25 protein-coding genes are annotated in these 25859 nt (G+C 62.4%); 13 read left to right on the top strand and 12 right to left on the bottom strand.

What is annotated here, in order from left to right:
- The first annotated feature begins 259 nt into the window (after nucleotides 1-259).
- The 8 genes from H8711_RS07955 to H8711_RS07920 all read left to right on the top strand — a co-directional run bounded on the left by H8711_RS07955 (nucleotide 260) and on the right by H8711_RS07920 (nucleotide 8254).
- Nucleotides 260-634, top strand: a complete 375-nt coding sequence (locus tag H8711_RS07955; protein ID WP_249282939.1) for a cell division protein ZapA — start codon at nucleotides 260-262, stop codon at nucleotides 632-634.
- Nucleotides 627-2696: a U32 family peptidase gene (locus H8711_RS07950; protein ID WP_249282938.1), complete on the top strand. Its 2070-nt coding sequence runs from the start codon at nucleotides 627-629 to the stop codon at nucleotides 2694-2696. The genes H8711_RS07955 and H8711_RS07950 overlap by 8 nt, the downstream gene beginning before the upstream one ends.
- 75 nt (nucleotides 2697-2771) lie before the next feature.
- Nucleotides 2772-3398 carry a uridine kinase gene (gene udk / locus H8711_RS07945; RefSeq protein ID WP_249282937.1) on the top strand — a complete coding sequence of 209 codons (627 nt, stop codon included), beginning with the start codon at nucleotides 2772-2774 and terminating at the stop codon, nucleotides 3396-3398.
- Entirely contained in the window at nucleotides 3395-3868 is a 474-nt protein-coding gene (gene dut / locus H8711_RS07940) for a dUTP diphosphatase (RefSeq protein ID WP_249282936.1), read from the top strand. Before udk ends, dut begins: the two co-directional genes overlap by 4 nt.
- Nucleotides 3869-4151: 283 nt before the next feature.
- Nucleotides 4152-6005, top strand: a complete 1854-nt coding sequence (locus H8711_RS07935) for a glycoside hydrolase family 13 protein (RefSeq protein ID WP_249282935.1) — start codon at nucleotides 4152-4154, stop codon at nucleotides 6003-6005.
- 79 nt (nucleotides 6006-6084) lie between these two features.
- The gene (fumC, locus tag H8711_RS07930) at nucleotides 6085-7449 is read left to right on the top strand and encodes a class II fumarate hydratase (RefSeq protein WP_249282934.1); all 1365 of its coding nucleotides are present in this window, start codon (nucleotides 6085-6087) and stop codon (nucleotides 7447-7449) included.
- A gap of 121 nt (nucleotides 7450-7570) precedes the next feature.
- Nucleotides 7571-7795: a helix-turn-helix domain-containing protein gene (locus tag H8711_RS07925; protein WP_249282933.1), complete on the top strand. Its 225-nt coding sequence runs from the start codon at nucleotides 7571-7573 to the stop codon at nucleotides 7793-7795.
- Nucleotides 7796-7906: 111 nt separating this feature from the next.
- Nucleotides 7907-8254 (top strand): YmaF family protein, encoded by a 348-nt coding sequence (locus H8711_RS07920; protein ID WP_249282932.1) that lies wholly within the window; start codon nucleotides 7907-7909, stop codon nucleotides 8252-8254.
- 49 nt (nucleotides 8255-8303) lie between these two features.
- Here H8711_RS07920 and tadA read toward each other — a convergent pair whose 3' ends face one another.
- From tadA to rpsT, 3 genes are all read right to left on the bottom strand, one after another.
- Nucleotides 8304-8792: a tRNA adenosine(34) deaminase TadA gene (gene tadA, locus H8711_RS07915; RefSeq protein ID WP_249282931.1), complete on the bottom strand. Its 489-nt coding sequence runs from the start codon at nucleotides 8790-8792 to the stop codon at nucleotides 8304-8306.
- 4 nt (nucleotides 8793-8796) lie between these two features.
- Nucleotides 8797-9855, bottom strand: a complete 1059-nt coding sequence (locus H8711_RS07910; RefSeq protein WP_249282930.1) for a CPBP family intramembrane glutamic endopeptidase — start codon at nucleotides 9853-9855, stop codon at nucleotides 8797-8799.
- Nucleotides 9856-11494: 1639 nt separating this feature from the next.
- A complete protein-coding gene (gene rpsT, locus H8711_RS07905) occupies nucleotides 11495-11755 on the bottom strand; it encodes a 30S ribosomal protein S20 (protein ID WP_249282929.1) in 261 nt (86 codons plus the stop codon).
- Nucleotides 11756-11946: 191 nt separating this feature from the next.
- On the opposite strand from rpsT, the gene gpr reads away from it, so the two are divergent.
- The 3 genes from gpr to H8711_RS07890 all read left to right on the top strand — a co-directional run bounded on the left by gpr (nucleotide 11947) and on the right by H8711_RS07890 (nucleotide 14557).
- The gene (gene gpr / locus H8711_RS07900) at nucleotides 11947-12843 is read left to right on the top strand and encodes a GPR endopeptidase (protein ID WP_249282928.1); all 897 of its coding nucleotides are present in this window, start codon (nucleotides 11947-11949) and stop codon (nucleotides 12841-12843) included.
- 79 nt (nucleotides 12844-12922) lie between these two features.
- Nucleotides 12923-14188 (top strand): stage II sporulation protein P, encoded by a 1266-nt coding sequence (gene spoIIP, locus H8711_RS07895; protein WP_249282927.1) that lies wholly within the window; start codon nucleotides 12923-12925, stop codon nucleotides 14186-14188.
- Between the two features lie 33 nt (nucleotides 14189-14221).
- Nucleotides 14222-14557, top strand: a complete 336-nt coding sequence (locus H8711_RS07890; RefSeq protein ID WP_249282926.1) for a hypothetical protein — start codon at nucleotides 14222-14224, stop codon at nucleotides 14555-14557.
- 76 nt (nucleotides 14558-14633) lie between these two features.
- Here the strand turns inward: H8711_RS07890 and H8711_RS07885 are convergent, their stop codons facing one another.
- The 9 genes from H8711_RS07885 to H8711_RS07845 all read right to left on the bottom strand — a co-directional run bounded on the left by H8711_RS07885 (nucleotide 14634) and on the right by H8711_RS07845 (nucleotide 24918).
- Nucleotides 14634-15278, bottom strand: a complete 645-nt coding sequence (locus H8711_RS07885; protein WP_249282925.1) for a hypothetical protein — start codon at nucleotides 15276-15278, stop codon at nucleotides 14634-14636.
- A gap of 28 nt (nucleotides 15279-15306) precedes the next feature.
- Nucleotides 15307-15861 (bottom strand): sortase, encoded by a 555-nt coding sequence (locus H8711_RS07880; RefSeq protein ID WP_249282924.1) that lies wholly within the window; start codon nucleotides 15859-15861, stop codon nucleotides 15307-15309.
- Between the two features lie 16 nt (nucleotides 15862-15877).
- The gene (locus H8711_RS07875; RefSeq protein ID WP_249282923.1) at nucleotides 15878-16855 is read right to left on the bottom strand and encodes a Cna B-type domain-containing protein; all 978 of its coding nucleotides are present in this window, start codon (nucleotides 16853-16855) and stop codon (nucleotides 15878-15880) included.
- A gap of 6 nt (nucleotides 16856-16861) precedes the next feature.
- Entirely contained in the window at nucleotides 16862-17695 is an 834-nt protein-coding gene (locus H8711_RS07870; protein WP_249282922.1) for a class C sortase, read from the bottom strand.
- A 73-nt stretch (nucleotides 17696-17768) separates the two neighbouring features.
- Nucleotides 17769-19391, bottom strand: a complete 1623-nt coding sequence (locus H8711_RS07865) for a SpaH/EbpB family LPXTG-anchored major pilin (protein ID WP_249282921.1) — start codon at nucleotides 19389-19391, stop codon at nucleotides 17769-17771.
- Between the two features lie 60 nt (nucleotides 19392-19451).
- Nucleotides 19452-23408 carry a DUF7604 domain-containing protein gene (locus H8711_RS07860; protein WP_249282920.1) on the bottom strand — a complete coding sequence of 1319 codons (3957 nt, stop codon included), beginning with the start codon at nucleotides 23406-23408 and terminating at the stop codon, nucleotides 19452-19454.
- 24 nt (nucleotides 23409-23432) lie between these two features.
- Entirely contained in the window at nucleotides 23433-24008 is a 576-nt protein-coding gene (lepB, locus tag H8711_RS07855) for a signal peptidase I (RefSeq protein ID WP_249282919.1), read from the bottom strand.
- Nucleotides 24009-24016: 8 nt separating this feature from the next.
- Entirely contained in the window at nucleotides 24017-24343 is a 327-nt protein-coding gene (locus tag H8711_RS07850; RefSeq protein ID WP_249282918.1) for a DNA repair protein, read from the bottom strand.
- A 383-nt stretch (nucleotides 24344-24726) separates the two neighbouring features.
- Nucleotides 24727-24918 (bottom strand): hypothetical protein, encoded by a 192-nt coding sequence (locus H8711_RS07845; protein WP_249282917.1) that lies wholly within the window; start codon nucleotides 24916-24918, stop codon nucleotides 24727-24729.
- Nucleotides 24919-25068: 150 nt separating this feature from the next.
- On the opposite strand from H8711_RS07845, the gene H8711_RS07840 reads away from it, so the two are divergent.
- Together H8711_RS07840 and H8711_RS07835 are read left to right on the top strand one after the other, a co-directional pair.
- Nucleotides 25069-25293: a ribbon-helix-helix domain-containing protein gene (locus H8711_RS07840; protein ID WP_249282916.1), complete on the top strand. Its 225-nt coding sequence runs from the start codon at nucleotides 25069-25071 to the stop codon at nucleotides 25291-25293.
- Complete coding sequence (locus tag H8711_RS07835) at nucleotides 25253-25486, top strand: hypothetical protein (protein WP_249282915.1); 234 nt, start codon at nucleotides 25253-25255, stop codon at nucleotides 25484-25486. Before H8711_RS07840 ends, H8711_RS07835 begins: the two co-directional genes overlap by 41 nt.
- The last annotated feature ends 373 nt before the right edge of the window (nucleotides 25487-25859 follow it).

The following is a 25859-nucleotide window of genomic DNA, read 5'->3' as shown; positions in this document are numbered from 1 at the left end:
GGCAACGGGTCGCGCCGGGCCGTCTCGCCGGCCCCAATCCATGAGTGGAACACACCTAGATAAGATTATATACAAGAACAGACCAAAATACAATGCATTTTAGCCGCATCTCGGCAAAGATTCGGCGCATATCCCGTGTAAAATTTTCTAGGGGCCCGCCCTTCCGTAATCTGGTGAAATCGATTATAATAAGAGGAGATTCCACCGGCCGCGCGCCCTTGCCGCGCTCCGGCCGCATTACAGGGAGGCTTTTAAGGTTATGGATACCATCAACAGGGTCAGGATCGAGGTCAACGGCGCCCGGTTTGTGATAAGCAGCCAAAAGGACGAAAAATATATCAAGGAGCTGGGCGCGCAGATCAACAGCGACGTCAAGGAGCTGATGGACAGCGGGCGCAACATCACCTTCAACGAGGCGCTCACCCTCTCCGCGCTCAATTACCTGGACGCATACAAGGAATCCGAGCGCAACGCCGACCACCTGCGCGGCCAGATCAACGCCTATCTGGAGGACGCGGGCCGCGCCCGCATCGAGGCGGATGAGGCCAAACGCGAGATCGCGCGCCTGCGCCGCGAGCTGGAGCTCGCCCGGCGCGCCCAGGGCGGCCCCATGGGGGAGAAATCCCATGAGTAACCCCGCGCCGGAGGTGCTCGCACCCGCAGGCGGCATGGAACAGCTGGTGGCCGCGGCGGCCTGCGGGGCCGACGCGGTCTATTTTGGCGCGTCCACGCTCAACGCGCGCCGTGGCGCCTCCAACTTTGAGGGGGACAAGCTGCGCGAGGCGGTGGAGTACTGCCACCTGCGCGGGGTCAAGGTGAACCTCACCCTCAACACTGTGGTGCTCGAGCGCGAGCTGTCCGAGGCGCTGGAGCTTGTGAAAACCGCCTGCGCCCTCGGCATCGACGCCCTCATCGTGCAGGACCTGGGCCTCGCCTCCCTCATCCGCGAGACCGCCCCCGACATGCCGCTGCACGCCTCCACCCAGATGGCCATCCACAACCTGGCGGGCGCAAAACAGCTCGAACAGCTCGGCTTTTCGCGCGCGGTGCTCGCCCGCGAGATGAGCCGCGCCGAGATCGCCGAGGTGGTGCGCGGCACCTCGCTGGAGACCGAAGTGTTCGTCCACGGCGCACTGTGCATGTGCGTCTCCGGCCAGTGCTATCTGAGCTCGATGATCGGCGCGCGCAGCGGCAACCGCGGCCTGTGCGCCCAGCCCTGCCGCCTGCCGTTTTACAGCCGCGAAAGGGACGCCTGCGGCCTCTCGCTCAAGGACCTCTCGCTGGTGCAGCAGCTGGGCGAGCTGCGCGACCTCGGCGTGACCTCCCTCAAAATTGAGGGGCGCATGAAGCGCCCCGAATACGTCGCGGCCGCTGTAACCGCCTGCCGGGCCGCTTTGGAGGGCCGTCCAACCGACCTTAATCAATTGCAATCCGTATTTTCTCGCTCCGGTTTTACCCGGGGTTATTACAACAGCGCCCTCGGGCCGGAGATGTTCGGTACCCGCCGCAAGGAGGATGTGGTCTCGGCCGAGGGGGTGTTGCGCGACCTCGCGCGCCTCTACCAAAAGGAGAGCCCGCGCGTGGCCCTCACCGGCCGCTTTGTGATGCAGGCGGGCCAACCGGTGCGCCTGGAGGTTGCCGACCGGGACGGCAACCTCGTGGAGGAGACGGGGGACTGTCCGCAACCCGCGGTCAACAAGCCCACCACGCCCGAGCTGATCGAGCAGAGCCTCGGCAAGCTGGGCGGCACCCCCTACCGCTGGGAGTCGCTCGCCGTCGAGCTGGACGCGGGGGAACCGCTCGCGCTGCCGGTGTCGCGCCTCAACGCGCTGCGCCGGTCGGCGCTCGAGCGCCTGTCCGCCCTGCGGGCGGCGGCAAAACCCGTCGGGTTTTGCCCACCGGCGCACGACCTCGCGGCGGTTCCCAAGCTGCTCATCTACAAGCGCCCCACCCTGCGCGCGCGCTTTGCCCGGGCCGATCAGGTCCCGCCCGGGGCCGCACAGGCGCTGGAACAGGTCATCCTGCCGGTGGCCGAGGCCGCCAAAGTGGACGACCCGGCCCTGCTGGCAAAGCTCGTGGGCGAGCTGCCGCGCATCGACTTTGACATCTACCGCGGCCTGGACGCTCCCCTCGCCCGCCTCAAGGAGCGCGGCGTCATCCGCCTGCTCGCGGGCAACCTGGGCGCGGTGTACGAGGCCAAACGGCGCGGCTTCCAGGCGGCGGGCGACTGGGGGCTCAACGTGGTCAACAGCTATGCGCTGCGCGCCTGCGCCGCGCTCGGCTGCGAGGACGTGACCCTCTCGTTCGAGCTCTCGCTCGCTGAGGCCAAGCGGCTGGGGGACTTCGCACCCCACGGCATCGTCGCCTATGGCTGCCTGCCGCTGATGATCGTGCGCAACTGCCCGGCCCGACGGGAGACCGGCTGCAAGGGCTGCCCCGGTTGGACCGAGATGCGCGACCGGCTGGGCAACCGCTTCCCGGTGGGGTGCGGCGGCTCGCACAAGCTCGCGGAGGTGCTCAACTGCAAGCCGGTCTACCTGGCCGACCGCCTGCCCGAGCTGGACGGGCTCGACTTTCTCACCCTGTATTTCACCACCGAATCCCCCGCGGAATGCGCGCGGGTCATCGAGGAATACCGGCGGGGCGGCAAGCGCCAGGAGATCACACGCGGGCTGTATTATCGTAATATTTTGTAATAATACTACGATAAGTAAATTAAAGCAGCGCAATTTTTGTATAATCAGCTTTTATTAATACTTGGAGTTGAATTTATGGACGTTATGATCATCGGCATCGCGGGGGGAACGGGCAGCGGCAAGACCACCCTGACTGAGCGGCTGAAGGAGCGGTTCGGCGGGGATGTGAGCGTGATCTACCACGACAACTACTACAAGCGCCACGACGAGCTGCCCTATGAGGAGCGCTGCAAGCTCAATTATGACCATCCCGACGCATTCGACACCGACCTGATGATCGAGCACATCGACCGCCTGCGCGCAGGGCAAAGCGTGCGCTGCCCGGTGTACGACTACACGGTGCACAACCGGTCGGACCGCGCGGTGGAGATTCATCCGGCCAAGGTGGTGATTGTGGAGGGCATTCTGATCTTTGAGAACGCGCGGCTGCGCGAGCGGATGGACATCAAAATTTTTGTGGACACCGATGCGGACGTGCGCATCCTGCGGCGGATTCTGCGGGACGTGAAGGAGCGCGGCAGGAGCCTCGATTCGGTGGTGGACCAATATCTCACGACAGTGAAACCCATGCACGAGCAGTTTGTGGAGCCCAGCAAGCGGTATTCGGATATCATCGTGTTGCAGGGCGGGCACAACCTGGTGGCGCTGGATATGATCGTCCAGCGGGTGCATCATCATATCTATGGAGTGAATGCGAAATGACATTGCAAGTGAAAAAGCTGCGGGAGGGCGCGCTGCTGCCCCGCCGCGCCACCGAGGGCAGCGCGGGTTACGACCTGCACGCCTGTTTGGACGGCCCGCTCGAGATTTTGCCGGGCGAGACCCGCACCGTGCCCACCGGTATCGCCATCGCGCTGCCCGGCCCGGACTGCGCCGCGTTTGTGTACGCCCGCAGCGGGTTGGGCATCAAGCACGGCATCGTGCCTGGCAACTGCGTGGGCGTGATCGATTCGGACTACCGCGGCGAGCTGCTGGTGGGCCTGCACAACCATTCCGCCGAGCCGTTCACCATCCAGCCCGGCGACCGGGTGGCGCAGATGATTATTGCGCCCGTGCTCTGCCCTGCGCTCATCGAATGCGACGAGCTGGACGACACCGCGCGCGGCGCGGGCGGCTTCGGCAGCACTGGGGTCGGCAACGCCGACAGGAAAGCCGGGGATGGCGCTCACTAAAGCGTTAGGCGCGGTGTCCGTAGCCACAATACCGCTGCAAATCGGGTGAACAGTGGCCGGCAACGCCGACAGGAAAGCCGGGGATGGCGCTCACTGAGGCGTTGGGCGCGGCGCCCGTAGCCGCCGGGCATGCGCCCGGGGTAATACCGAGGCTGGCACTTATCAGGGCATAGGGCGCGGTGGGCGCAGCCGGAAAAGCCCTCAAACAGGGGATCATTTGGGGTAAACTAAGACTAAACTTTAGAACAAAATAAATTTTCATTAAAGAGGATGTCCGATCGCCATGTCTTTTGTTTTTTACGATAGCCGCAGCACACAGTTTAAAAAGCCGTTCGGCGCGCTGCGCGCCGGGGAACAGGCGGAATTCCGCGTGCATCTGCCCAAGGGCGGCGCATACCGCGCCCCGCGCCTGTTGCTGTACCAGGCCGACCAGTGGGATCAGCCGCAGCCGGTGGCGATGAGCTTTGTCAAGGCCGAGCCCAGTTACAACGTCTACGCCTGCAAGCTGTCGCTGCCCGCGCCGCAGCTCTGCTTTTACTGCTTTGAGCTGGCGTTGCCGGGCGGCGGGGTGAAAAAGCTCACGCGCACCGAGGACGGCGAGGCCGCGCTCTCCGACGCCGCATCCAATTTGTGGCAGCTCACGGTGTACGCGGCCGAGCTGGAAACCCCGGATTTCCTCAAGGGCGGCGTGATGTATCAGATCTTCCCCGACCGCTTCTGCGACAGCGGCGAGGCGCGCGACGGGGTGCCGGGCGACCGCAAGCTGCACGAAAACTGGTACGAAATGCCCGATTACCTGCCCAACGCGCAGGGCGAGATCACCAACAGCGACTACTTCTGCGGCGACCTCAAGGGCATCATGCAAAAGCTCGACTACCTGCACGGGCTGGGGGTCACCTGCATCTACCTCAACCCGATCTTTGAGGCGCACTCCAACCACCGCTACAACACCGCGGATTACAACAAGGTCGATCCGCTGCTGGGCGCCGAAGACGACTTGCGCGCCCTGTGCGAGCAGGCGCGGGCCTTGGGCATCCGGGTGATTTTGGATGGGGTGTTCTCGCACACCGGGGACGACAGCGTGTATTTCAACCGGCGCGGACGCTATCCGGGCGAGGGGGCGTACAACTCGCAGCAGAGCCGGTACTACCCGTGGTACGACTTCCAGCATTGGCCCAACCAGTACAGCTCGTGGTGGGGGTTCGACACCCTGCCCAACGTCAACGAGCTGCACCCGGATTATATCGAATTTATCTGCGGCGAGCAGGGGGTGCTGCGCCATTGGCTGGAGCTGGGGGTATCCGGCTTCCGGCTGGATGTGGCGGACGAGCTGCCCGACGGGTTTCTCGACGCGCTCACCGCATCGGTGAAGGGGTACGACCCGGACGCGCTGGTTCTGGGCGAGGTGTGGGAGGACGCATCCAACAAGGTCGCCTACGGGGTGCGGCGGCGGTACTTCCTAGGCCGCCAGCTCGACAGCGTGATGAACTACCCGTTCAAGGACGCGGTGCTCTCCTTTGTGCGGTACGGCGGCGGGGCCGAGCTCTGCCGGGCGGTCATGACCATCCTGGAAAACTACCCCAAGCCGGTGGTGGATGTGCTGATGAACTGCCTTTCCACCCACGATGTGGAGCGCGCGATCACCAAGCTGGCCGGCCCGCCCATGGACGGCCGCGACCGCCAATGGCAGCGCGACCACCACTTTTTGAGCGAGGCGGACTACCAAAACGGCCGCGCCCTGTTCCAGCTCGCCGAGGTGCTGCAATTTTTCCTGCCCGGCGTGCCCAGCGTGTACTACGGCGACGAGGTGGGCATGACCGGCTACCGCGACCCGTTCAACCGCTGCACCTACCCGTGGGAGAGCGGCGACCGGGACCTGCTGGCCTTCACGCGCGAGCTTTCCGCCCTGCGCGGCGAGCACCGCGGCCTGCTCAGCGACGCGCCGTTCCTAGCGGTGGATTACTCCGCGGACTGCTTCGCGTTCACCCGCATGAAGGACGGCGAGGGCCTGCTGATCGCGGTGAACCGGGGGGATCAGCCGTATGCGCTCGACCTGCCGTTCGACCCCGAGCCGCTGCTCGGGAGCTGGGCGGACGGGGTGCTGCCCGCGCGGTCGTTCCTGATCGGGAAGGTTTAAAAAGTTTTGCACCAAATACCGGCCCGACGGTGGAAAACCGCCGGGCCCTTTTGAAAAGACAGGATAAGGAGTGGACAAGATGGAATACCGCATCGAACGGGATTCGATGGGCGAGATGAGGGTGCCCGCCGACCGCTATTGGGGGGCGCAGACCCAGCGCAGCCTGCAAAATTTCCCCATCGGCACCGAAAAGATGCCGCGGGAGATCATCCGCGCGTTTGCAATTCTCAAAAAGGCCGCCGCGCAGGCCAACCGCGACCTGGGCGTGCTGGATGAGGAACGCGCCTCCTGCATCGCGCAGGTGTGCGACGAAATCCTCGCGGGCGCGCTGGACGGCAACTTCCCGCTGGCCGTGTGGCAGACCGGTAGCGGCACCCAGAGCAACATGAACGTCAACGAGGTGATCGCGGGGCGCGGCAACGAGCTGCTGGGCGAGAAAAAGCTGCACCCCAACGACCACGTCAACCGCTCGCAGAGCTCCAACGACACCTTCCCCACGGCCATGCACATCGCGGCCGTCACCGCCCTGGAGGAGCGGCTATTGCCCGCGCTCGCAAACCTCGCCGCCACCCTCGCGCGGCTGGAGGACGAGAACCGGGGGATCGTCAAATCTGGGCGCACCCATCTGCAGGACGCGACCCCCATCGCCTTTTCGCAGGAGATCAGCGGTTGGCGCGGGATGCTGGAGGCCGCGCGCGGCATGGTGGAGGCCTCGCTGCCCCCGCTGCGGCAGCTCGCGCTGGGCGGCACCGCCGTGGGCACCGGGCTGAACGCCCCTGTGGGCTTCGCCGAGGCGGCCGCGGCCAAAATCACCGCGCTGACCGGCCACGAATTTGTCACCGCGCCCAACAAGTTCCACGCGCTCACCGCCAAGGACGCGCTGGTGTTCTCCCACGGGGCGCTGAAGGCGCTGGCCGCCAACCTGATGAAGATCGCCAACGATATCCGCTGGCTGGCGAGCGGGCCGCGCTGCGGCCTGGGCGAAATCTTCATCCCCGAAAACGAGCCGGGCAGCTCGATCATGCCCGGCAAGGTGAACCCCACCCAGTGCGAGGCCGTCACCATGGTGGCGGTGCAGGTGATCGCCAACGACGCCGCCGTGGCGCTGGCCGCGTCGCAGGGCAACTTTGAGCTCAACGTGTTCATGCCGGTGTGCATTTACAACTATTTGCAGTCGGTACGGCTGCTGGCCGACGCGATGGACACATTTGAACGCAACTGCGTGCGGGGCATCCGCGCTAACCGCGAACAGATGAGCCACAACCTGCACAACTCGCTCATGCTGGTGACTGCGCTCACCCCCTATATCGGGTACGACAACGCGGCTGTCACCGCCAAAACCGCCCACCGCGAGGGCATCTCGCTGCGCGAGGCGGCGGTGAAGCTGGGGTTCCTCACCCCCGAGCGGTTCGACGAGGTGTTCCACCCCGAGGAGATGATCTGAGCGGATAGGTCGGTTTCACCCTAATTGGGGTTCCCTTTTGTGATACAATCAAAGCCATCGGAATCGCCGGACAGACGCCGGCTTCCGATGGCTTTTTGATTCATCAACAGGAGGGAGCCCCATGTCGAACGACTGTGAAAATTTTTGCCGGAATCTCCGGCGATGGCGGCTTGAACGCGGCATGAGCGTCACCGCGTTTGCCCGGCTGCTGCGGATTTCGCCCGCTTCGCTGCGCAAACTGGAAAGCGGGATTTTGCCGCCCAAAATCAGTGCGCAGCTATTTTTTGTCCTCCACGATGAGCTCGGCATCTCCTTCCGGGAGATGTTTGCAGGGCCGGAGGATTGAAGCTCGCCGCCGGCTAAATCCCGCACACAACGGCGGCGCGTTTCATAGAATAGTACAGCAGATTCCCGAAGGGGCGCAATCTGCTGGATATACTGAAAAGGAGAGGATAAAATGAATTGCTGCTGTTGTGAAAATGAAACGCAAACCCATGTCCACGAGGTGGTCGGAAGCGTCCGCATCGCAGAGCGGGAGGAGGACCCCCACAACCACCGCTTTGCCGGAGTCACCAACGAGGTGATTGCGGTGCCCGGCGGGCATGTTCACAGGCTGACAACCAAAACGGATTTTTATGAGGACCACTTTCATCCCATCTGCATCACTACGGGGCTGCCGGTGCCCGTGGGCAGCGGCGACGACGCGCGCCATGTCCACTTCATCGATGACGAAACCGCGGTCCGGGACGGCCACTTCCACGAGTTTATCGCCGCAACCCTGATCGACAACCCGATTGGCGACTAAAAAGGACGAGCGGACCTCAGGCCCGCCCGTTATAAAAGTTGCTTTGCAGCTAAATTCCATTGCCCGGGGCGCAGCTCGCTGTGCCCTGGGCTTTGCGCAGTTTGCGAAAAAAATCGCTCAGCGCGGCTGCGCACTCCTCGCGCAGCACCCCGCCCACCGCCTGGGGGAAATGGTTGTACGGCAGGCTGAACAGATCGACCACCGACCCGCACGACCCCGCTTTGGGATCGTATGCGCCGAAGTATACCCGGTCGATGCGGCTGTTGATGATCGCGCCTGCGCACATGGGGCAGGGCTCCAGCGTGACATAGAGGTCGCAGCCGAACAGCCGCCAGCCGCCCAACGTGCGGCACGCCTGATCGATTGCGATCAGCTCGGCGTGGCACAGGGCGTTTTTTGCGCCCTCGCGGCGGTTAAAGCCACGCCCCACAATCCGTCCATTTTTTACCACCAGCGCGCCCACGGGCACCTCGCCCAGGGCTGCCGCCTGCGCGGCCAACGCGAGCGCCTGCCGCATATAAAATTCCTGCTGCTCCATGAGGTCACCTCGGCAAAAATTGTACGCTCCCGCGCGCGAGCCAGATGATCAGCACCAGCGCGATCACCATGGCCGGACAGGTGAAAAACAACTTGGCGCGCTGCCGCACGGGCAGTGCGGACGGGGACTGGTTGAGATGGAACAGGTTGACGCCGCTGCGCGAGAGCACCAAGATGGAGACAAGGCCCATCACCAAATAAAACAGCACCAGGATGGTGCCGAGCATCCGGCCCTGTTCGGGTTCCAGCATGGGGGTGACCACCTGCTGCGTCACCGCCAGCAGATTGTTGCAGAAGTGCATGAGCACGCCCGTCCAGAGCGAGCCGGTGCGCAGCACGAAGTAGCCGATCACCAGGCCCATGAGCAGCGCGATGGGCGCTTGCAGGACGTTGCGGTGCATCAGGCTGAACAGCACCGCCGAGATCACCAGCGCGAACCCGTCGCCAAACCGCCGCAGGCTTTGCATCAGCACACCGCGGTAGATGCATTCCTCCAAAAAGGCGGGCAGCAGGCAGACGTTGACGAGCGCCCAGACCAGGCCGCTGGCGGTGGTGGAGACCGAGATATCCGGCGTCACGGGGATGGCCCCGAACCAGCCGAAGACCATGCTGAGCAGATTGGCCGCAAACGAACCGAGCGCCGAAACCGCCAGGCCGATGAACACGGCCGGGGCGGCGATCACGCCGGGCGCGCGGCGCAGCGGCAGCGCCACCCGCGCCGGGATGCGGATGAGCGCCATATAAATTCCAAAGGCAACCACGCTGCAAATGACAAAAGAGAGGGCCTGGATGAGCTGGCCCACCCATTCCGGGGCCATCAGGTGGGAGTTGAAATAGCGCAGATGGGGCATAAAGAGCCTCATAAATCCGACCAGATAGCTCGGAGTCACCGAGCTGAGAAAAAGATACAACAGTACCGCAAGCCCCACCGCATTGGCACAAGCCACCAGCGCGGCGCGCTCCTTGTTGGCTGGCCCGTAAGGCACAAACCCCAGCCCCTGCACATAGGTGTAGCCGGACCCCGGCGGAGAGGGCTGGTTGGTGTTCCAGTTGTTTCCTGCCATGTAATCACCCTAAACGAAACTTTTTTGTTTTCTTAGCATAGCACAATCTGCCCGGTAGAATATACTCTTTTTTTGTAAACATTTTGCGTGCTGCCATGCACTAACCCGGCATAGCGCCCCGGGCGCTGCCCGGCGGGGTTGGCTGGTATTTACTGGCTACGGGCAGAGTGTATTGCGCACTATAGCGCAACCGGCCCGGCTTGGGCCTGGGCGCTTTAGTTTGCACCTGGCTTACAGCTACGGACACAGTGTTTTGCGTATTGTAGCGCAACTGGCCCGGCTTGGGCCTGGCCACTGGCCAGCGGGGTTGCGCCCCCGCACGACGCCATCCTTTTGGCACGCGCCAAAAGGATGCAAAAGCGCGCCAAAGGGCGTTCCCCCCTTTGGCATCCCCCCTAGGGGGCGGAGTAGACGGCCTGCGCTGTTTTTATCGGTTCTCACAAGTTCCCTCGGCAGGTGCCTTCCAGTCGCTTCGTGCAAATTCCAGGGAGCGCACTCGCTCCAATCAGGCACCTGTCCCGCCTTTGGCGGGATCCCCTCGGGTAATGCCCGCATACACTCAGCCGTCCCCCGCTTGCCCTAGATCCTCCGCCCCTCCGAGGGCGTAAGTGCGGTTTTCTTACTTGGGCTTTTCCGGCTTCGGCCACCGCGCCCCATGGCCTAGTAAGTGTCATCCCCGGCTTTCCTGTCGGCGTTGCCGACCCGGAGCCAAAAATCAAGCGGTGCGGGGCCTGCGCGCCTTACTGGTATCGCCCGAGGGCACCCCGCAAGGGGCAATGGTTGGTGGGAGCGAAGCGTGCCCTTCCCTCTTTTCGCGAAGCGACTTCAGAACCATTGCCGAGGGGGCTTGCCGTACTTCGCCATCACCAGCGCTGATTTTATCTCCGGGCGCACAACGGGGTTTTCAAAGGGGTGCCCCCTTTGACACGTTTTTGCTCGCTTTTGGCGTGTACCAAAAGCGAGTCGTCGCGCGGGGGCGGTGCCGAGGAGAACACTTGTTAAGGCATTGGGCTCGGTGCCCGTAGCTGCAAAGCAAAGTGCCAACCCGCCCAGGCATGCCCCCGGGGGTGTTGCCGAGGCAGCCGCACGGCAGTGCGCAAAGCCGCCCCCAGCAGCGCGGCCACAAAACTCCGCCGCACGGCAGCAAAAGCCCTGCAAAAAGCGCGCAAAAGCCGGGCGGAGGCGTCTGCAACCACCTCGCCCGGCTTCTGTTTTGAGGACGCAAAAAGGGCGCTGCATGTTTCTTACTCATACAGCACCCCGAATGTTTGCCATCCACTCGTGCAACGCAGACCGCCTGCAAAATACAGCGCGGCACATTCTCCCCGGTCCGCTCTCCCACCGCGGGCTTTGCCCGCGGCCGGCCCCTGCCCCTTGCTTTACAGGGCGGGAAAAATGTTGTATAATGTCGTTGCAAGGCGCGGCACTTAGCCGCGGTGTATGAGCTGATCCCTCATATGCAGGGCGCAGAGGGGGCTAACCTCTGGGCCTGCCTTGCGCTTTTTGCGCCTCACGTTTATTATAGGCTATCTTTTCCAGAAAATCAAGGGGTTTGTCGAAAAATGTCGATACCCATTTTAAAAGAAAAAGGTTTGAGGAACGGCTCCCCAAACCTTTTTTGTTGCGTCTTTCGTCCCAATCAGCCCACAGCGTTCAGCTTGCTGGCGAGGTGGGATTTTTTTCTCGCGGCGCAGTTTTTGTGAAGAATATTTTTAGCGGCGGCCTGGTCGATCTTTTTCACAGCCAGCTTGACAGCCTCCGCTTTGTTCGCGTCGTTGTTCGCCAGCGCCAGCTCCGCGTTCTTAATCACAGTTTTGAGATTGGTTTTCACGGCCTTGTTCTGAGCGGTTTTCACAGCGATGACCTTCACTCTTTTTTTGGCAGATTTAATGTTAGGCATATTCACACCTCCTTCGCGTCTCATGGCAGTACAATTTATCTTATCATTTTTATGCCCAAATTGCAACTGTTTTTGCGCAAAAAGTCGCGGATCGCCGGGATTTTTTTTGAGAAACAGCGATAAGATAGCGCCAAACGGACCAAACTAAAGGGGAAGAACGGCCGGAAAGCCCGGCGGAAGGAGCGTTTTCTATGAATTTTCGCACCGACCTCGCCATGGAGCTGGAGCAGCAGCACCGCAGCGAGGGGCTGACAGGGGTGGAATCGGAGGAGTGGCGGGCCGGCCAGCTTTCGATCAACCGCATCCGCATCACACAGGAGCAGGCCGCGCGGCGCATCGGCAAGCCGGTGGGCGAGTACGTCACCATCACGGTGCCCGCGTTTTCCGACGACGTGACCGCGGCGCACGACGAGATCGAGGCCATGGCCGAACAGATTGCGCGGCTGGTGGGGGACGACAAGGGCCTGGTGCTGGTGGCGGGGCTGGGCAATGTGCAGATCACGCCGGACGCGCTCGGCCCCAAGGTGATCGACGGCATGCTCGCCACGCGGCACATCCAGGGGGAGGTGGCGCGCGCCGCGGGGCTGGAAGGTTTGCGCCCGGTGGCGGCCATCGCGCCGGGCGTGCTGGGCCAGACCGGCGTGGAGACCGGCGAGATCATCGCGGCCATCGTGCGGGATATCAAACCCTGCTGCGTCATCGCGGTGGACGCGCTGGCCTCCCGCAGCCTCGAGAGGCTGGGGCGCACGGTGCAGGTGGCAAACTCCGGCATCTCGCCCGGGTCGGGGGTGGCCAACGCCCGCAAGGAGCTCTCCCGCCAGACGCTGGGGGTGCCGGTGGTGTCGATCGGGGTGCCCACGGTGGTGGACGGCGTCACCCTGGCGGGCGACCTGATGACCGGACGCGACGGGCTGGATGAGGACGAGCTGCGCGCGCGCTTTGAGCCGCGCGGCTGCGCCATGATGGTGACCCCGCGCGAGATCGACCTGCTCATCCGGCGGGCGGCGCGGGTGATCTCGCTGGCCATCAACCGGGCGCTTCAGCCCGCCATCAGCCTTACAGATATCGCGGCCCTGTCCGCCCCGTAACCCTTTGCCGGTATAAATCCATCCTGATTTTCATAACTATGAAAGAAGCAGCGATCTCAAACAGGATGGGGGAAAAGCGGTGGCCAGACACAGAAGAACGCGACAGATCAAAAAAGCGCTGGCCCTGCTGCTGGCCGTACCGCTGATCGGGTGGGGAGCCTACCGTTCCCTCCCCGTCCTGACCGACCTCGCCGCGCGCGCGGCCCTGGTCTCGGCCTATGTGAACATGCCCGAGGGCAGCGTGGCGCTGCTGGAGGAGCGGTTCAACTCGGAACTGTTTGAAAACGGCGAAAAGGACGACCCCATCGTATCGCAGGCCCCTCCCGCCGTTTCCTCCGCGCCGGAGGTCCCCTCCAGCCCCGGCGCGGATCTCTCCTCTGTACCCGATGAAAACGCCCCGCGGGATGAAGATCAACCCGACCTGCCCGGGCCGGACAGCGTGCCGCCCCGCTTCCGGGGGACCATCCGCGAGGTGCAATACGGTGCGGACGGCACCCCGCTGTACATCCCGCTGGCCGCGGGCTATCTCAAAAACTCCACCAACCTGGAGAACGACGAGGTGCAGGCCGAGCTCGACCAGCCGCTGGAGCTCAAACTGGAGGAGACCACGGAACCCCAGGTGCTCATCCTGCACACCCACGCCACCGAAGCCTATGAGCCCTATCCGGTGGATTTTTACGACACCCGCGGCACCTGGCGCAGCACCGACAACAGCTGCAACATGGTGCAGGTGGGCAACCGCATCGCCGAGCAGCTCGAGGCCGCCGGCATCGGGGTGATCCACGACGACACCCAGCACGACTACCCCTCGTACAACGGCGCGTATGAGCGCAGCGCCGAGACGGTGAAGGCCTGGCTGGAGGAGTACCCCTCCATCAAGGTGGTGCTCGACGTGCACCGCGACGCCATCCAGCCCGAAGATGACGTGATCGTCAAGGCGACCGCCGAAATTGAGGGCAAAAAGGCCGCGCAGGTGATGATTATTACCGGGTGCGAGGACGGCACCATGGGGGTGCCCGACTGGCCGAGCAACCTGCGGTTTGCGGCCGCCCTGCAAAGCACCGCCGAGGGCATGTATCCCGGCCTGATGCGGCCGATCTTTTTCTGTTACCGCAAATACAACATGGACCTCACCAAGGGGTCGATTTTATTGGAGTTCGGCAGCCACGGCAACACGCTGGAGGAGGCCGAATATTCGGGCGAGCTGATCGGCAAAGCGCTGGCCGAGGCGCTCAAGGGCACCCTGCCAGAGGGAGCGGCCACCCTCGCGCCACAAAGCGGGGCCGGGGAGACCTACACCACGGCCGACAGCCCCTGGATGCCCGGCGAAAGCCCCATGCCCTGACAAAAGGAAAGAAAAAACGCGAGGATGATGAAAATGAAGATCAGATGGCGCTGTTTTATGCTGGCGTTTATCTGCACCCTGCTGCTCTGTTGCCTGGTGAGCGGGTTCGCGGTGGCCGACGCCAACACCCGCGAGACCGGATACGGCGAGTTCGTGCCGCTGTGGCAGTTGGAGGAATCCGAGCAGCCGCTGCACCTCGATCTGGCTGTGTTCGGCACGCGCTACGACGTTTCGTTCGAGTGGCTCAACACAGCCGCGGGCTGGGCGCAGAAGGCCAGCCCGTTCGCCCCGGCGGGCGCGCGGCTGGCGGTAAAGGTGGGCGCACTGGGCGCGCGGTGGTTCGGCGAGAACTGCCTGCTGGCCGGGTAGCCGGCCGGCGTTTGCTGATAGCCAACAAATATAAATCCCCCGGATGATCCGGGGGATTTTGTTCGTTATCTCGATGTTAGACATTTCCTTCCGACTTGCTGAGTTTTTCCAAAAACGCGCCGAAAAGCTCCTTTTCCGCAAACCGGCGCGCCTCAGCCGCCTCCGCCCGGTTGTCGTATCTCCCCAGGTTGTACTTCTTCCCCTGGAATTTAATCATCGCCCGCCACTTGTTCTGCTGGTAGGTGACCCCGATGACCTCCTCGCCCTTCCCAGCATTCTGTTCCATAATTTTCCGTATTCGCGTCACCTGCGTCCCTTCTATGTATCCCGCGGCCTCGCGCATCTTCTCTACCTTTTCCGCCGCCATGCACCCGCAGCTCCGCGTTGTGCCCGACGTGAGGCTATCCAAACGCACCAACACGATGTTGCCGCAATCGCACCGGCATTTCCAAAGGGGCGATTTCGTACTCCCGTGCTGGACTGTCTCCTCCGTCTTTTCCAACACCACCAGCTTCCCGTACCGCTTGCCGATGTACGGGCTGACACGCCTGCACCCGCAGCTCACGACATGACCGCTTTTCAGGTTGCTTGTCGTCGCCTCCACGATATTCCCGCAGTCGCACCGGCAGGTCCAATATACCCGCGAATGCGGCTCCTCTGACCGGTGCAGCACTGTGAGCTTTCCAAAACGCTCCCCGCTCAGCTCTATCAGCCGCCCCAATGTCAACGCTCCCTTTCTGCAATCCCTTTCATCCGTCCACACGCACACACCGCACCGCGACGCGGCGCCTTCCATCCAGTGTGCAGGAAAACAACGTCATATCCCACTCGCCGCGCTCCATGCCCGCCAGGTCGTACTGGTCCACCGTCTCAAGCTGGGATACGACGTATTCAAACACCGCGCCGTTCATATCGGTGAAGCGGACCGCGTCGCCGGGGGCCACGCCATACAGCCGGCCGAAGCCGGTCTTGTAGTTGTGTCCGGCGACGATCAGCGACCCGTCGTAGGCCGAGCCCTGGTAACGGCAGGGGGAAACCAGCGCGCCGCCCTCGTCCCAGGCCGATTGGACGGGCAGGGAGGGCCCGCCGTCGGGCAGGTCGAGCACGCCGATGTAGGTATACCCGTCGATTTCCACCGCAGGCATCTCCGCACCGGCAGCCGCCTGGCTGCCCGGCTCGGGCGGAAGGGCGGTTTGCAGCTTTTGCACAACCGCGGCGGCCGCCTCCCCGGCCCTGTGATCCACGCGGCTGTTGTGAAGCAACAGGGCGAACGCGCCGATGATGAGCGCCAGCCCCGCAAGCATAAGGCGGAGGCCCAGCCTACTTCTCCTCATTCTTTTTTCTAATGCACATCGCCCAGCCAGCGCCGAATAAAACCAGGCCCGCCGCCGCCATCAGCGGCACCGGCCACCAGAGCTGCCCGGTCTGGGGCAGCTTATCGCCCGGTTCTTGCCCCGGGGAACCCGGACCGGTGTAACGGTTGGTCACGGTCAGCATCGTCCCATCCCGGGAGACCTGCACCTGATAGGCGTCGGGGACATCCCGTTCCACCACCCACCAGGTGCTGCCGTCGTCCCTGGCGCGCCAGGTGTAGGCCCAACTGTTCTCGGAGGAGAGCGTCTGCGTGGAGTACCACTCCCCGTCCTTCCTGATTTCCACAGTGACGTTCTTTGGGCGGTGGGCATCCTGATCGGCGTCCTCCCAGTGCTTCACCACCTGATAGGTGATCTTGTCGTCCCCGCCGGGGCCGGAGGTCTGGTAGGATTCCCCCTTGGGGAACGCCTGCACGTCGTAGACCCAGGCGTCCTCCTCGTTCAGGCTGGGCAGGGAAATCAAAAACGGGTCGAAGGCGATGCGCTTTCTCCCCTGCCGCCACAGGTCGGTCACCACGAGGTAGAGCCCCGTTTGCAGCTCGCCGAAGGTCACTTCCCCCTGTGCGCCGCTGGATGCATCCCGCAGCGCCGTGTGGCCATCCGCCGCCGCGTAGGCCGCCAGGGTCTCGGCTGCGGCCTCCCACGCCGAGCTGGTTTGCAAATCGCCGAGCTCCACCGGATATCCGGCGAAATCGCCCGACAGGGTAAAATCAGCCGTTTCGCTGATCTCTGCGACGCGGTAGAGGTGCACCTTGAGGCCCGCCACCCCGCTGCCGCGAATCTGATAGAGCAGGGAAAGAGACGCCTCCCGATTGGGCTGTAGATAGCCCGCCGCACAGACCGGCGGGGAGAGCTGGATCACGGCAAGGCCGCAGAACAGCCCCGCCAGCAGCGCCATGATCCACCGTTTTAATTTGATTCTCATCCTCATTCAGTCCCTTCTGGAATTTCCCTGTTTTTTTGCACCCCGCCCGGAAAATAGCAGGAAGCACAGCAAGATCAACAGCAGCGGCGCCGCCACGCAGGGCGCCACGATCACGGGGTCGACCTGCACCGCGTCGGCCGCGATGCGCATTTGATGCGGCGCGTCTACCGCGACCCCGCGCACCAGCAGGCGGTGGGTGTTGACCGCGTAGGGGGTGCAGGTCACCAGCGTGACATGGTCCTCCCCGGGCAGAATCGCCAGGTCGTCCGTCTCCTCGGGCAACATAATCTTGATCTGGTCCACCTCATAGGTCAGGGTCTGGTTCAGGGTGGTGACCGTAAAGGTATCCCCTATTTCCAACTGGTCCAGGTCGGTGAAGAGCTTGGCTGCGGGCAGGCCGCGGTGTCCGGTGATGACCGCGTGGGTACTCGCCCCGCCCACCGGCAGGGAGCTGCCCTCCAGGTGCCCCGCCGCGGACGACAGCACCCGCTCGGAAGTGCCGTGGTAGACCGGCAGCATCACCCCCAGGCGCTTGATGGTGAGATACCCGATCATGCCGTTCCCGGTGACGTCGAGGAGGGCCCGGTAGTCCTCCCCTTCAGGTTCGCCGTTCACCAGGCGCGGCGGGTGAGCAGCCAGCTCGCAGTTGTACTCCTGCGCGCGGGCGAGCAACTTCCCGTTTTCCTCGTCGCCCATGGAGTTGAGTACCTGGTCGTAATTCCCGATGGCGTGGGTCGCGTTGCTCTGGTTGAGATAGTTGCTGACCGTGGGGTACAGCAGCACGGAAAGGCCTACAAAAAAGACGGTGATTAAGATGATGGTGGATAGATGCTTTCTCATAGGCCTCCCCCTGCCGCCGTCAGCCGGGCGCGGAGGTCGCCGCACCCGGCCCGCAGGCAGCAAATGCCGTTTCTTATTTTTCTTTGTTCGTCAGGCGCTTTTTGGTGATGAGCAGGACAGCCGCGCCCAGCATCAGCGTGGCGCCCACGCCGGTGAACACCACGGTGCCCATGCCGCCGGTGGTGGGCAGCGTGGCGCCCGGGGTGTTGGCGATGTCCACTTTCCAGTAGCCGTCTACCGCAGTGCCCTCTGCCACCGTGATTTTGTCGCCCTCGCTGGTGACTTTGGCATACCCTGCGCCGTTGTCCTCATTCGGCGTTCCGATCGTAAAGCTGGCCAGGTCGGGCATCAGCTTATAGCCGGTGGGGGCCACGGTCTCTTTGAGGTAATATTTGCCCTTGGCCAGGCCCGCAAAGGCGGCATAACCGTCTTTGTCGGTCGTGATGGTCTCGATCGGTTCCGCATCGGCATTGACCTCACCGTCCGCGACATCCGCCGCCTTGTAGATTTCAAACGTCGCGCCCTTCAGCTTGGTGCTCGGCTCGCCATCTTTGTACTTTTCGATCACCAGGCCGTAAGTAAAGACGTCCACGGTGTTTTCATCCTTCCCGTAGCCGCCCTCCACTTCGGCGGGATCCGTGGCCTCGGCCTTGGTGGAACCATTGAACGGGTCGTTGCTGTACACCAGGGTGTAGGTGTTCTCGTTTTTGTGTCCGCTTTCTGCCGCTTCGCCGATGGCCGCGTCGTTGTCCAGCTCCGCGCTGTAGGCGGCGGTCAAGGAGGTGTAAGACTTAATCTCGTCGTACACAAAGCGGATGGTCAGCACCTGGCCCTCGGTGGTGACAAAGTAGTCCTCCCCAGCGGTGAGAACGGCGCCCTCTGTGTCCTCCGGCCCGGTAAAGCCCTTCACAGCGACGCTGTCCGCCTTGAGGGTCAGCCCATCGGCCAGCGCATCGTACATGTAGAAGGTGGTGTTGGTCGCGCCCGCCGAATAGGTGGGGATCGTGGCCGTCAGCTCATAGTTGATGACGTCGCCGATGCTGGCGGTCCAACCCTGCCCGTCCTGCACGAGATTGGTCACCGCCTTTTCAGCCGTGGGCTGCGCCGTCTTCATCGCAACGGAATAAGCGGGGTAAAGGACATACTCGTCATCCACGATCTCGGGCACGACTTCGGCGGTCACCGTCTGATACACATATGCGCCCTGGCTGTTGCCCGAGCCCAGGATGATGTACTGGCCCATTGCGACTTCCTGGAAGGTCGCCGCGCCGCTGTCATTGGTCGTTTCGGTATAGTCGGATTGAACCGGGGGCTCCTGGCTCCTGATGTACGCGGAGAACGCGCCCAGCAGCGCTTCCAGCGCGGAGCTGTTGTCCTCCAAATCGCAGTAGGCTTCCACTGTCATGTTTTCGTAGGCCGCGCCCATCTCCGACGCTTGGAAATTCTCAAACAGATCGGTGAACGAATAGGTCAGGGTGTTTGCATCAGGGTCAAACGCCGCGTCCACCACTCGATAGGCCGAGAGCGCATCGTTCGCGTTCGCGGTGGCCACCGTCACGCTCGCGGTGGAATCGGCCGCAGGTGCGGCTGCCTCACTGCCGTCTGCCGGCGTGCTCGCGGCGAACGCCGTGCAGGTGGAGCATACCAGCGCTAGCGCCAATGTCAGGGCGGATAGGGTCTTTACTGTCTTCTTCATCAAAACCATCCTCGCTTCCTTTTCTTTATGTTTTTTATCCCAAAAAAGCAGGTCAAACCGTCAATCACCCCTCATTGACCGTCTGGAACGATGCTTCTTCAGCAACAAATACGAACCTGCTGCCAGGAGAAGGCCGGTAAGACATACCGGGGCAGCGCCGCGCCCGCCGGTGCTCGGCAGGACATAGGAAACTGCATTGATGATGGCGTACGCGCCGTCGGACGGTGTGAGCCCCTCGACAGAGACCCCCTGCGCGGTCACCTCGACCCTCCAGGGTTCCTTGGGGAGCTTGTAGCCGGTGGGGGCTTGGGTTTCGTAAAGCAGGTACCGCCCCGGCAACAAGCCGGTAAACGTGAGCGTGCCGGTTGCACTGGTCGCACCCTCCCGGAGCGCGTCGCCGGTTTTGACCCATTCCCCGTCCACCAGCTCGGCCCGGTAAAGTGCAAATCCCGCGCCGGGCAGCAGCGGGCCGTCCGCGGTTTCCCCGTGTTTGACAATCGCGAGCTCGCCGGTGACGATCTGCACCACGGGATGGCCGTACTGTTCGGAATAGGCGCTGCCGTCCACCACATAGGACACCTCAGCGGAGAGGTTGGAGCGGAAACCCGCCTGCCCCGCGCTGGCGCCGTCCTCCCCGTAATCGGTGTCCGGATCGCCAATATGGGGATATTCGCCCGTCTCCAGGTACTTCTGGTAGGCGGCTTCGGTCACCTCCACATTGAAAGAAAGGGTGTATACATACGCGGCGTTGAGGAAGTAGCCCTCGCAGAACCTGGCCTCGACCGTGCCGGTCGAATCCTCCTCCTGCGATGGGGTGTAGATCACATCCTCGAGGATGCCCTCCCCCGCCTCAGTGACCGCGCCGTTTTCGTAGAGGACGACGGGCTCTTCGCTGTTGGGGGCCTTCATGGTCATCTTGACGTCCGATTGCCCTTCGGGCAGCCGCACATAGGCGCTCATGCTGTCCGAGATGGTCACATCGGTGTTTTTGCTCTGCTGGATGACCTGCGCCAACGCCTCCTCCAGCCCGCTGAAGTTTGCAGCGGCATAGTAGGCGCCGTTTCCCCGCTTCGCCATGTACTCGAGCACGTCCGCATTGAGGCTGCTCCCGAACCCGATCGAATAGATCGTGACGCCGCTGTTGGCCGTGCAGAACGCATCGACCGCGTCCTCTGTCCCGCTGATCACCTCACGCACGTTCTCTGTGGAGCCGTCGCCCTGGCGGTCTCCATCGTCGTCGATATAATAGGTGGGCCCGCCATCGCTTAAAAACACCATGATCTTTTTGTGCCCGTTGTTTTGAACCGCCGGGAGGCTGAACATCTCCTCGGCGCGCAGCAGGCCGGCCTCATAGTTGGTGCCGTCCACGAGGGCCTTCAGGTCTGTCGCATCGCCGTCGCGCCCCCATCCCCGGTAGACGCTGCTGTCGGTCGTATACCGGTAGCCATCCGCGTAGTCCGTGTCGGTAAAGCGGTCGCCGTCCACGCCGTTTTTGTAAAATTTTCCGCCGAACGTGCTGATTGCAATCTGGTTTTGCTCGTTCAGGCTTAAAAATGTTCGGATGAACCCGTCGTTGCCGCTGAGCAGGTTGTTGACCGCGGCGATCCGGTTGATCCGGTTTCCTTCGTCGTCCCGCATGTCCTCGTTTTCCTGCATGCTGTTGGACTGATCCACGACCAGCAACAGATCCACCGGCTGCTGGCGGCCGCTGATATCCAGGTAGAGGCGGTAGAAGCCGTCGCCGGTGAGGGCGGTGTCGGGGTTTTGCCCGTCGCCCAGGTAATCGACCCTCTTGTGATGTTGCAGCTTGAAGTCGTCGAGGGGCTCCTCCACCTTCCAGTTGGTGATGGTCACTTTGTAGCTGTCCGGCCTGGCCTCGCCCTTTTTGTACACGGTGAACCGCGTGGCGAGGGAGGAAGAAGTGGTGTCGTCGATGGTGCCCAAAATCGGCCACACCCGGACATAGCGCGTGCTGTTCCTGCTGGCATAATACAGCCGGCCGCTCGCGTCGAGCTGTAGGGCGGAGCTGTTGCCAGCGTTGGTTGCCGTTGTGAAACCGCTGTTGTAGCGGATCCACCGGTTACCCCTGGAGACGTTGGCCAGCCGGAAGCCGCCATCCACGGCGGTGGCGGTCCACTGCTGCAGCTCGTCTGCCGCGTCGTCCTGCGCAGCCTGCAAACTGTTGCCCGAGCTGTAGCAGGCCAGGGCCTGTCCGTCGGCCACAAACCGGTAGACGCCGCCGTCCTCCAGCGTTGTGACCTCCTCCCAGGTGTCCCCGCCGGGGATTGTCTCGGTGTGGTACGCGGCCAGATACCCGGCCACGTCCTCCTCGCGCACCGAATAGTCGATCGGCTGGCCTTCCGCATCCTCGGGCGAAAGGCCCTCAAACGCGCCGGTCCATTCGTTGCCGGCGTTTAATGTGAGCGTCCGTCCGGTGGGCTCGCTGTTCGCATACAGGCGCACCTCGACGGAATCGCCGGAATGGGCGCTGTTGCCGTCCGACCACTGCTTGACCACCTGTAAATTCATATCGCCCGCCGGCGCCTCTGCCGCGGGGCTCACCACCGCATAGGTGGAGAAATGGCTGGCCGAAAACCGGACGCCGCCGTCCTCCGCGGTCGCCTCGATCCCTTCTGGGCCTCCGCTCTCGGGGACGTAGTAGACGGCATAATCCGCGGGGGGCGCCCCATCCGCCGCCATCTGCGGCAGGCGGATTTCGACCGTCAGGGGGAGGCCCGCGCGCGGCTCAAAGGCGCTTCCGTCCGGCCGGTAGATGGTGATATCGTACGCGCCCAAAACTGTGGCATCCTCCATCTGCACCGGCACCGGATAGGCCCGGACCGATGCGCCCTGCGGGAGTGCGCCGCTCACGGTGATGAGAGTTCCCTCCCCGGCGAGGGGATGTTCCCCCGTTTCGTCCGTGAAGAGGGACGCTGTGAGCGTCTGCTCGGCGAGCGGCTCCTCCGCCAGCCAGGTGAGTACCAGCGGGCGGTACTCCGCGTCGGCTTTCCGCCCTTCCACAGCGGCGGCCGCTTCGTCCAGCGTCCCGCCGCCGCCCGCCGTGATGGTCATGGAGGCCACGGCCTCCGGCTGGACCTCCTGCGCGGGTTCTTCCTCGGGCGCGGATGCGCTGTTTTCCTCGCTGTTTTCCTCTTCGGATGCGCTGCTCTCCGCCTCGGGCGGGGCCACGTCCTCAGGCTGCGCTAGCTCCGGTCCATCGGCGGGCGCGGCGGGTTTCTCCCCGGACTTGTCCGCCTCTACGACCACCTCATCGGTGGCTTCCTTCCCGGCCTGCGCGGGCTCTTCCCCGGGTGCGGATGCGCTGTTTTTCTCTTCGGGCGCGCTGCTCTCCGCTTCGGGCAGGGCCGCGTCCTCGGGCTGCGTGGGTTCCGGTTCATCGGCGGCTTCCTCCCCGGCCTGCGCGGGCTCTTCCCCGGGTGCGGACGCGCTGTTTTCCTCTTCGGGTGCGCTGCTCTCCGCCTCGGGCTGCGCCGGCTCCGGTTCATCGGCGGGCGCAGCGGGATCCTCCCCGGGCTTGGTCACGTCCTCCGGCTGGGCCGCGGCTTCACGCACAGCGCAGTGGAGATCGAACGAAACCGCGCGCCCCTGCTCCAGGCAGAACCAATAGTCCGCATCCCCGTTCTCGCCAGGGACGCGGTGGAGCTCCAGGATGGAACCGTCGTCCGCAGCGACCTCCGCCACATCGCCGGTGAACTCGTGGATATCCGCAAGACCCGCGTTCCAGTTCTCCGACGACAGCAGGAAATAGGTTTCATCCTGTTTGGGTTGTGCGGCTGCGGTGACACGCACGGTGATGCCCGCGCCCTGCACCGCGCTTGTGACGTCGGTTTCGAGGAGCGGTTCGGCCTGCTCCAGGCTGATTGCGGGCATCGTCATCATCAAAGACACGCCGAGCACAGTCGTCAACGAAAGGACGCACAGAATCGCCGCAAAGCGGTTTCGCCGTTTGTGACCGCTCAAATATTGCTTTACCTGGGTTACCAGATCTTTTGTCATAATTTGGACGGCCCCTTTCTCACATTAGGCCAACGGGCCTATTTTTTGTAACGGCCACACGCGCAGAACAACCTTCCCCACGATGAATTCATCCGAAATGCATCCAATCGCAGAGGAACGGCTGTCCACAGAGGTGGCCCGGTGATCCCCCATCACAAAAATTTTGCCATCCGGCACCTGGTAGGGAAACTCGAGATCGCATTCCCCCAGGCTTTTCTCCACGAGATACGGCTCTTGCAGCGGCTCGCCGCCGACATACACCGTGCCGTCGCTCCGGATATCCACCTGTTCGCCGGGGAATGCGATGACGCGCTTCAGGAGGATTTTGTTGTTGTAATAAAAGGCCACGATATCGCCCCGCTTAAAATCGGAATTTTTGAGCGCGAGCACGATTTGTTTGTTTTCCAGCGAGGGCTCCATGCTGGTGCCCGTGACCCGGAGCACGGGGAACAGCAGCGTTGCAGCGAGCACAGCCGCGGCCGCCACAACCACCAGGAAATACACGGTGCTGCGCAGCGCCCGGCCATAATCCCCCTTGTGCTGTTCCCACTTGAGCTCCTCTTTGAGCTGCTGGCCGGTCGGTAAGGTGCGTTCTTCCATCTGAGACCTCACTCCGCCTTGGCGATATACTCCGGCTGCACCGTGCGGATATCCTCCAAATACTGCTCGACCGCCCTCTGTGCGCTATCCACGCTCAGAAGGCGGATGGTTTCCAAATATTGTTCGGCCGCCCTCTGCGCGCTTTCAAACACGCCGTTGATCTGGAGGCACGCCTCCGCGATGGAACCCACCGCGCCAATTTTGACCGCCCGCTCGGAAAGCTGCCGCCTGAGCTCCTCGCACTCCGCCTTTAGTGTTTCGTTCTCGTCGGTCAGATCGATGAGAATTTCAATGAGCTCCCTGCGGTTGAGTTTCCTCAGTTCCCGATCCGTCATCTTAAACCACACATCCTTTCATTGTTTCGGCCCTGCCGCCCGCACCCAACGGGAAATTTTCTGTTGCAAAGCAACCATTTTTTCACGCATCCGGCGGCCCGCCGGCCGGGCGCCTATTTCATTGCCCATGGCGAACCAAACCGCCATATCGGCATTTTTATAACTTCACAAAACAAAGCTATAAAAATAACCGCATCGCAGGTTCTCTCTGCCCGGACGCGGTTATCTATCGACTTTCGGCGGTCAGGCTGCCATACAATCTGCATTGCTCTTTGACTTTGCGTCACACGCCTTCATCTGCCTTGCCATTGTCGTGTCCCGCGCACCCGAGTTCCACATCTTCCGGCTCAAGCTGCAAGGCCCAGTTTTACACAGAAAATGTCTTATGCAATTTTTCCTTGACTGTTCCCCTTTGCCTCTTTCTCAGTTTTTAAAGCATCCAATCCGCGCGCAATCAAATCTCTCATCATCTGGCTTTGGGTATCCTTTTTATAAATCTGCTCCTTGGCCACATCCAAGTCGAGTTTTACATCCTGCGGAATGGTAATGGTGAAGCGTTTGAATTCCGTAGCCATATAGGTTCCCCCTTCCGACAAGGTGGTTCACTGAACCATTCAGCTTTATTATAATGGTTCACCGGTTCACTGTCAATAGATTTACCAAAAAAAGTTAATTCTTTACACCTCTGGTTCACCGATGTATAATCACAAGTGAGGTGATAAAATATGGCTACTCAACGGCCGCGATATACGGTATCGGTGGATCACGAGATGTTCCAACAAATCGAGGATTTCCGCTTTGAGCGCCGCTTCCAGACTCGCTCGGAGGCAACTGTGGAGCTCATCCGCCTGGGGCTTGAAGCACTGAAGAGGGAACAGGATGCACAGGGGAAAGCGCAAGAGGGTGAACATGAGCCCACAAATTCAAGCGATTCCCCGGAATCCACCTGAAAAACACATGAAAAAGGGCCGCATCAGAGACAATTCAGCTCAGATGCGGCCGTTTATTTTTTCATCTCCCGCCCTTTCCATCTTCATTATAATGGTCTGGGGGCGGCAGCGCTTGATTTGTTTTTCAGAACAGGGGATCTGCGCGCCGGGGGCTTTTTATTTTGCGCTTATATTTTATCTTCTTTTGAAATAAAAGCGACCATTCGGCGGCGGGGTTTGCACTGTGTTTCGCAGCTATAGGCACAGTGTTTTGCACACTGTAGCGCAACTGACCCGGCTTGGGCCTGGCCACTGGCCAGCGGGGTTTCGCCCCCGCACGACGACTGCCTTTTGATGCACGTCAAAAGGCAGGAAAAACGTGTCAAAGGGGGCACCCCTTTGAAAACCCCGTTGTGCGCCCGGAGATAAAATCTGCGCTGATATTGCCGACACCCGGCCAGCCCCCTCGGCAATGGTTCTGAAGTCGCTTCGTGAAAAAAGGCAAGGTTGCACTTCGCTCCCACGAACCATTGCCCCTGCGGGGTGCCCTCGGGCGACACCAGTAAGGCGCGCAGGCACCGCACCGC

The sequence above is a fragment of the Ligaoa zhengdingensis genome, assembly GCF_014384885.1.
Classification (GTDB): domain Bacteria; phylum Bacillota; class Clostridia; order Oscillospirales; family Ruminococcaceae; genus Ligaoa; species Ligaoa zhengdingensis.
Note: the sequence above shows the minus strand (reverse complement) of the source record. Positions and strands in the feature narration are given on the sequence as shown.

Coding starts and splice junctions, on each gene's coding strand:
- H8711_RS07955 (WP_249282939.1), top strand. CDS start 260: ATGGATACCATCAACAGGGTCAGGATCGAGGTCAACGGCGCCCGGTTT.
- H8711_RS07950 (WP_249282938.1), top strand. CDS start 627: ATGAGTAACCCCGCGCCGGAGGTGCTCGCACCCGCAGGCGGCATGGAA.
- udk (WP_249282937.1), top strand. CDS start 2,772: ATGGACGTTATGATCATCGGCATCGCGGGGGGAACGGGCAGCGGCAAG.
- dut (WP_249282936.1), top strand. CDS start 3,395: ATGACATTGCAAGTGAAAAAGCTGCGGGAGGGCGCGCTGCTGCCCCGC.
- H8711_RS07935 (WP_249282935.1), top strand. CDS start 4,152: ATGTCTTTTGTTTTTTACGATAGCCGCAGCACACAGTTTAAAAAGCCG.
- fumC (WP_249282934.1), top strand. CDS start 6,085: ATGGAATACCGCATCGAACGGGATTCGATGGGCGAGATGAGGGTGCCC.
- H8711_RS07925 (WP_249282933.1), top strand. CDS start 7,571: ATGTCGAACGACTGTGAAAATTTTTGCCGGAATCTCCGGCGATGGCGG.
- H8711_RS07920 (WP_249282932.1), top strand. CDS start 7,907: ATGAATTGCTGCTGTTGTGAAAATGAAACGCAAACCCATGTCCACGAG.
- tadA (WP_249282931.1), bottom strand. CDS start 8,792: ATGGAGCAGCAGGAATTTTATATGCGGCAGGCGCTCGCGTTGGCCGCG.
- H8711_RS07910 (WP_249282930.1), bottom strand. CDS start 9,855: ATGGCAGGAAACAACTGGAACACCAACCAGCCCTCTCCGCCGGGGTCC.
- rpsT (WP_249282929.1), bottom strand. CDS start 11,755: ATGCCTAACATTAAATCTGCCAAAAAAAGAGTGAAGGTCATCGCTGTG.
- gpr (WP_249282928.1), top strand. CDS start 11,947: ATGAATTTTCGCACCGACCTCGCCATGGAGCTGGAGCAGCAGCACCGC.
- H8711_RS07890 (WP_249282926.1), top strand. CDS start 14,222: ATGAAGATCAGATGGCGCTGTTTTATGCTGGCGTTTATCTGCACCCTG.
- H8711_RS07880 (WP_249282924.1), bottom strand. CDS start 15,861: ATGCTTGCGGGGCTGGCGCTCATCATCGGCGCGTTCGCCCTGTTGCTT.
- H8711_RS07875 (WP_249282923.1), bottom strand. CDS start 16,855: ATGAGAATCAAATTAAAACGGTGGATCATGGCGCTGCTGGCGGGGCTG.
- H8711_RS07870 (WP_249282922.1), bottom strand. CDS start 17,695: ATGAGAAAGCATCTATCCACCATCATCTTAATCACCGTCTTTTTTGTA.
- H8711_RS07865 (WP_249282921.1), bottom strand. CDS start 19,391: ATGAAGAAGACAGTAAAGACCCTATCCGCCCTGACATTGGCGCTAGCG.
- H8711_RS07860 (WP_249282920.1), bottom strand. CDS start 23,408: ATGACAAAAGATCTGGTAACCCAGGTAAAGCAATATTTGAGCGGTCAC.
- lepB (WP_249282919.1), bottom strand. CDS start 24,008: ATGGAAGAACGCACCTTACCGACCGGCCAGCAGCTCAAAGAGGAGCTC.
- H8711_RS07850 (WP_249282918.1), bottom strand. CDS start 24,343: ATGACGGATCGGGAACTGAGGAAACTCAACCGCAGGGAGCTCATTGAA.
- H8711_RS07845 (WP_249282917.1), bottom strand. CDS start 24,918: ATGGCTACGGAATTCAAACGCTTCACCATTACCATTCCGCAGGATGTA.
- H8711_RS07840 (WP_249282916.1), top strand. CDS start 25,069: ATGGCTACTCAACGGCCGCGATATACGGTATCGGTGGATCACGAGATG.
- H8711_RS07835 (WP_249282915.1), top strand. CDS start 25,253: ATGAGCCCACAAATTCAAGCGATTCCCCGGAATCCACCTGAAAAACAC.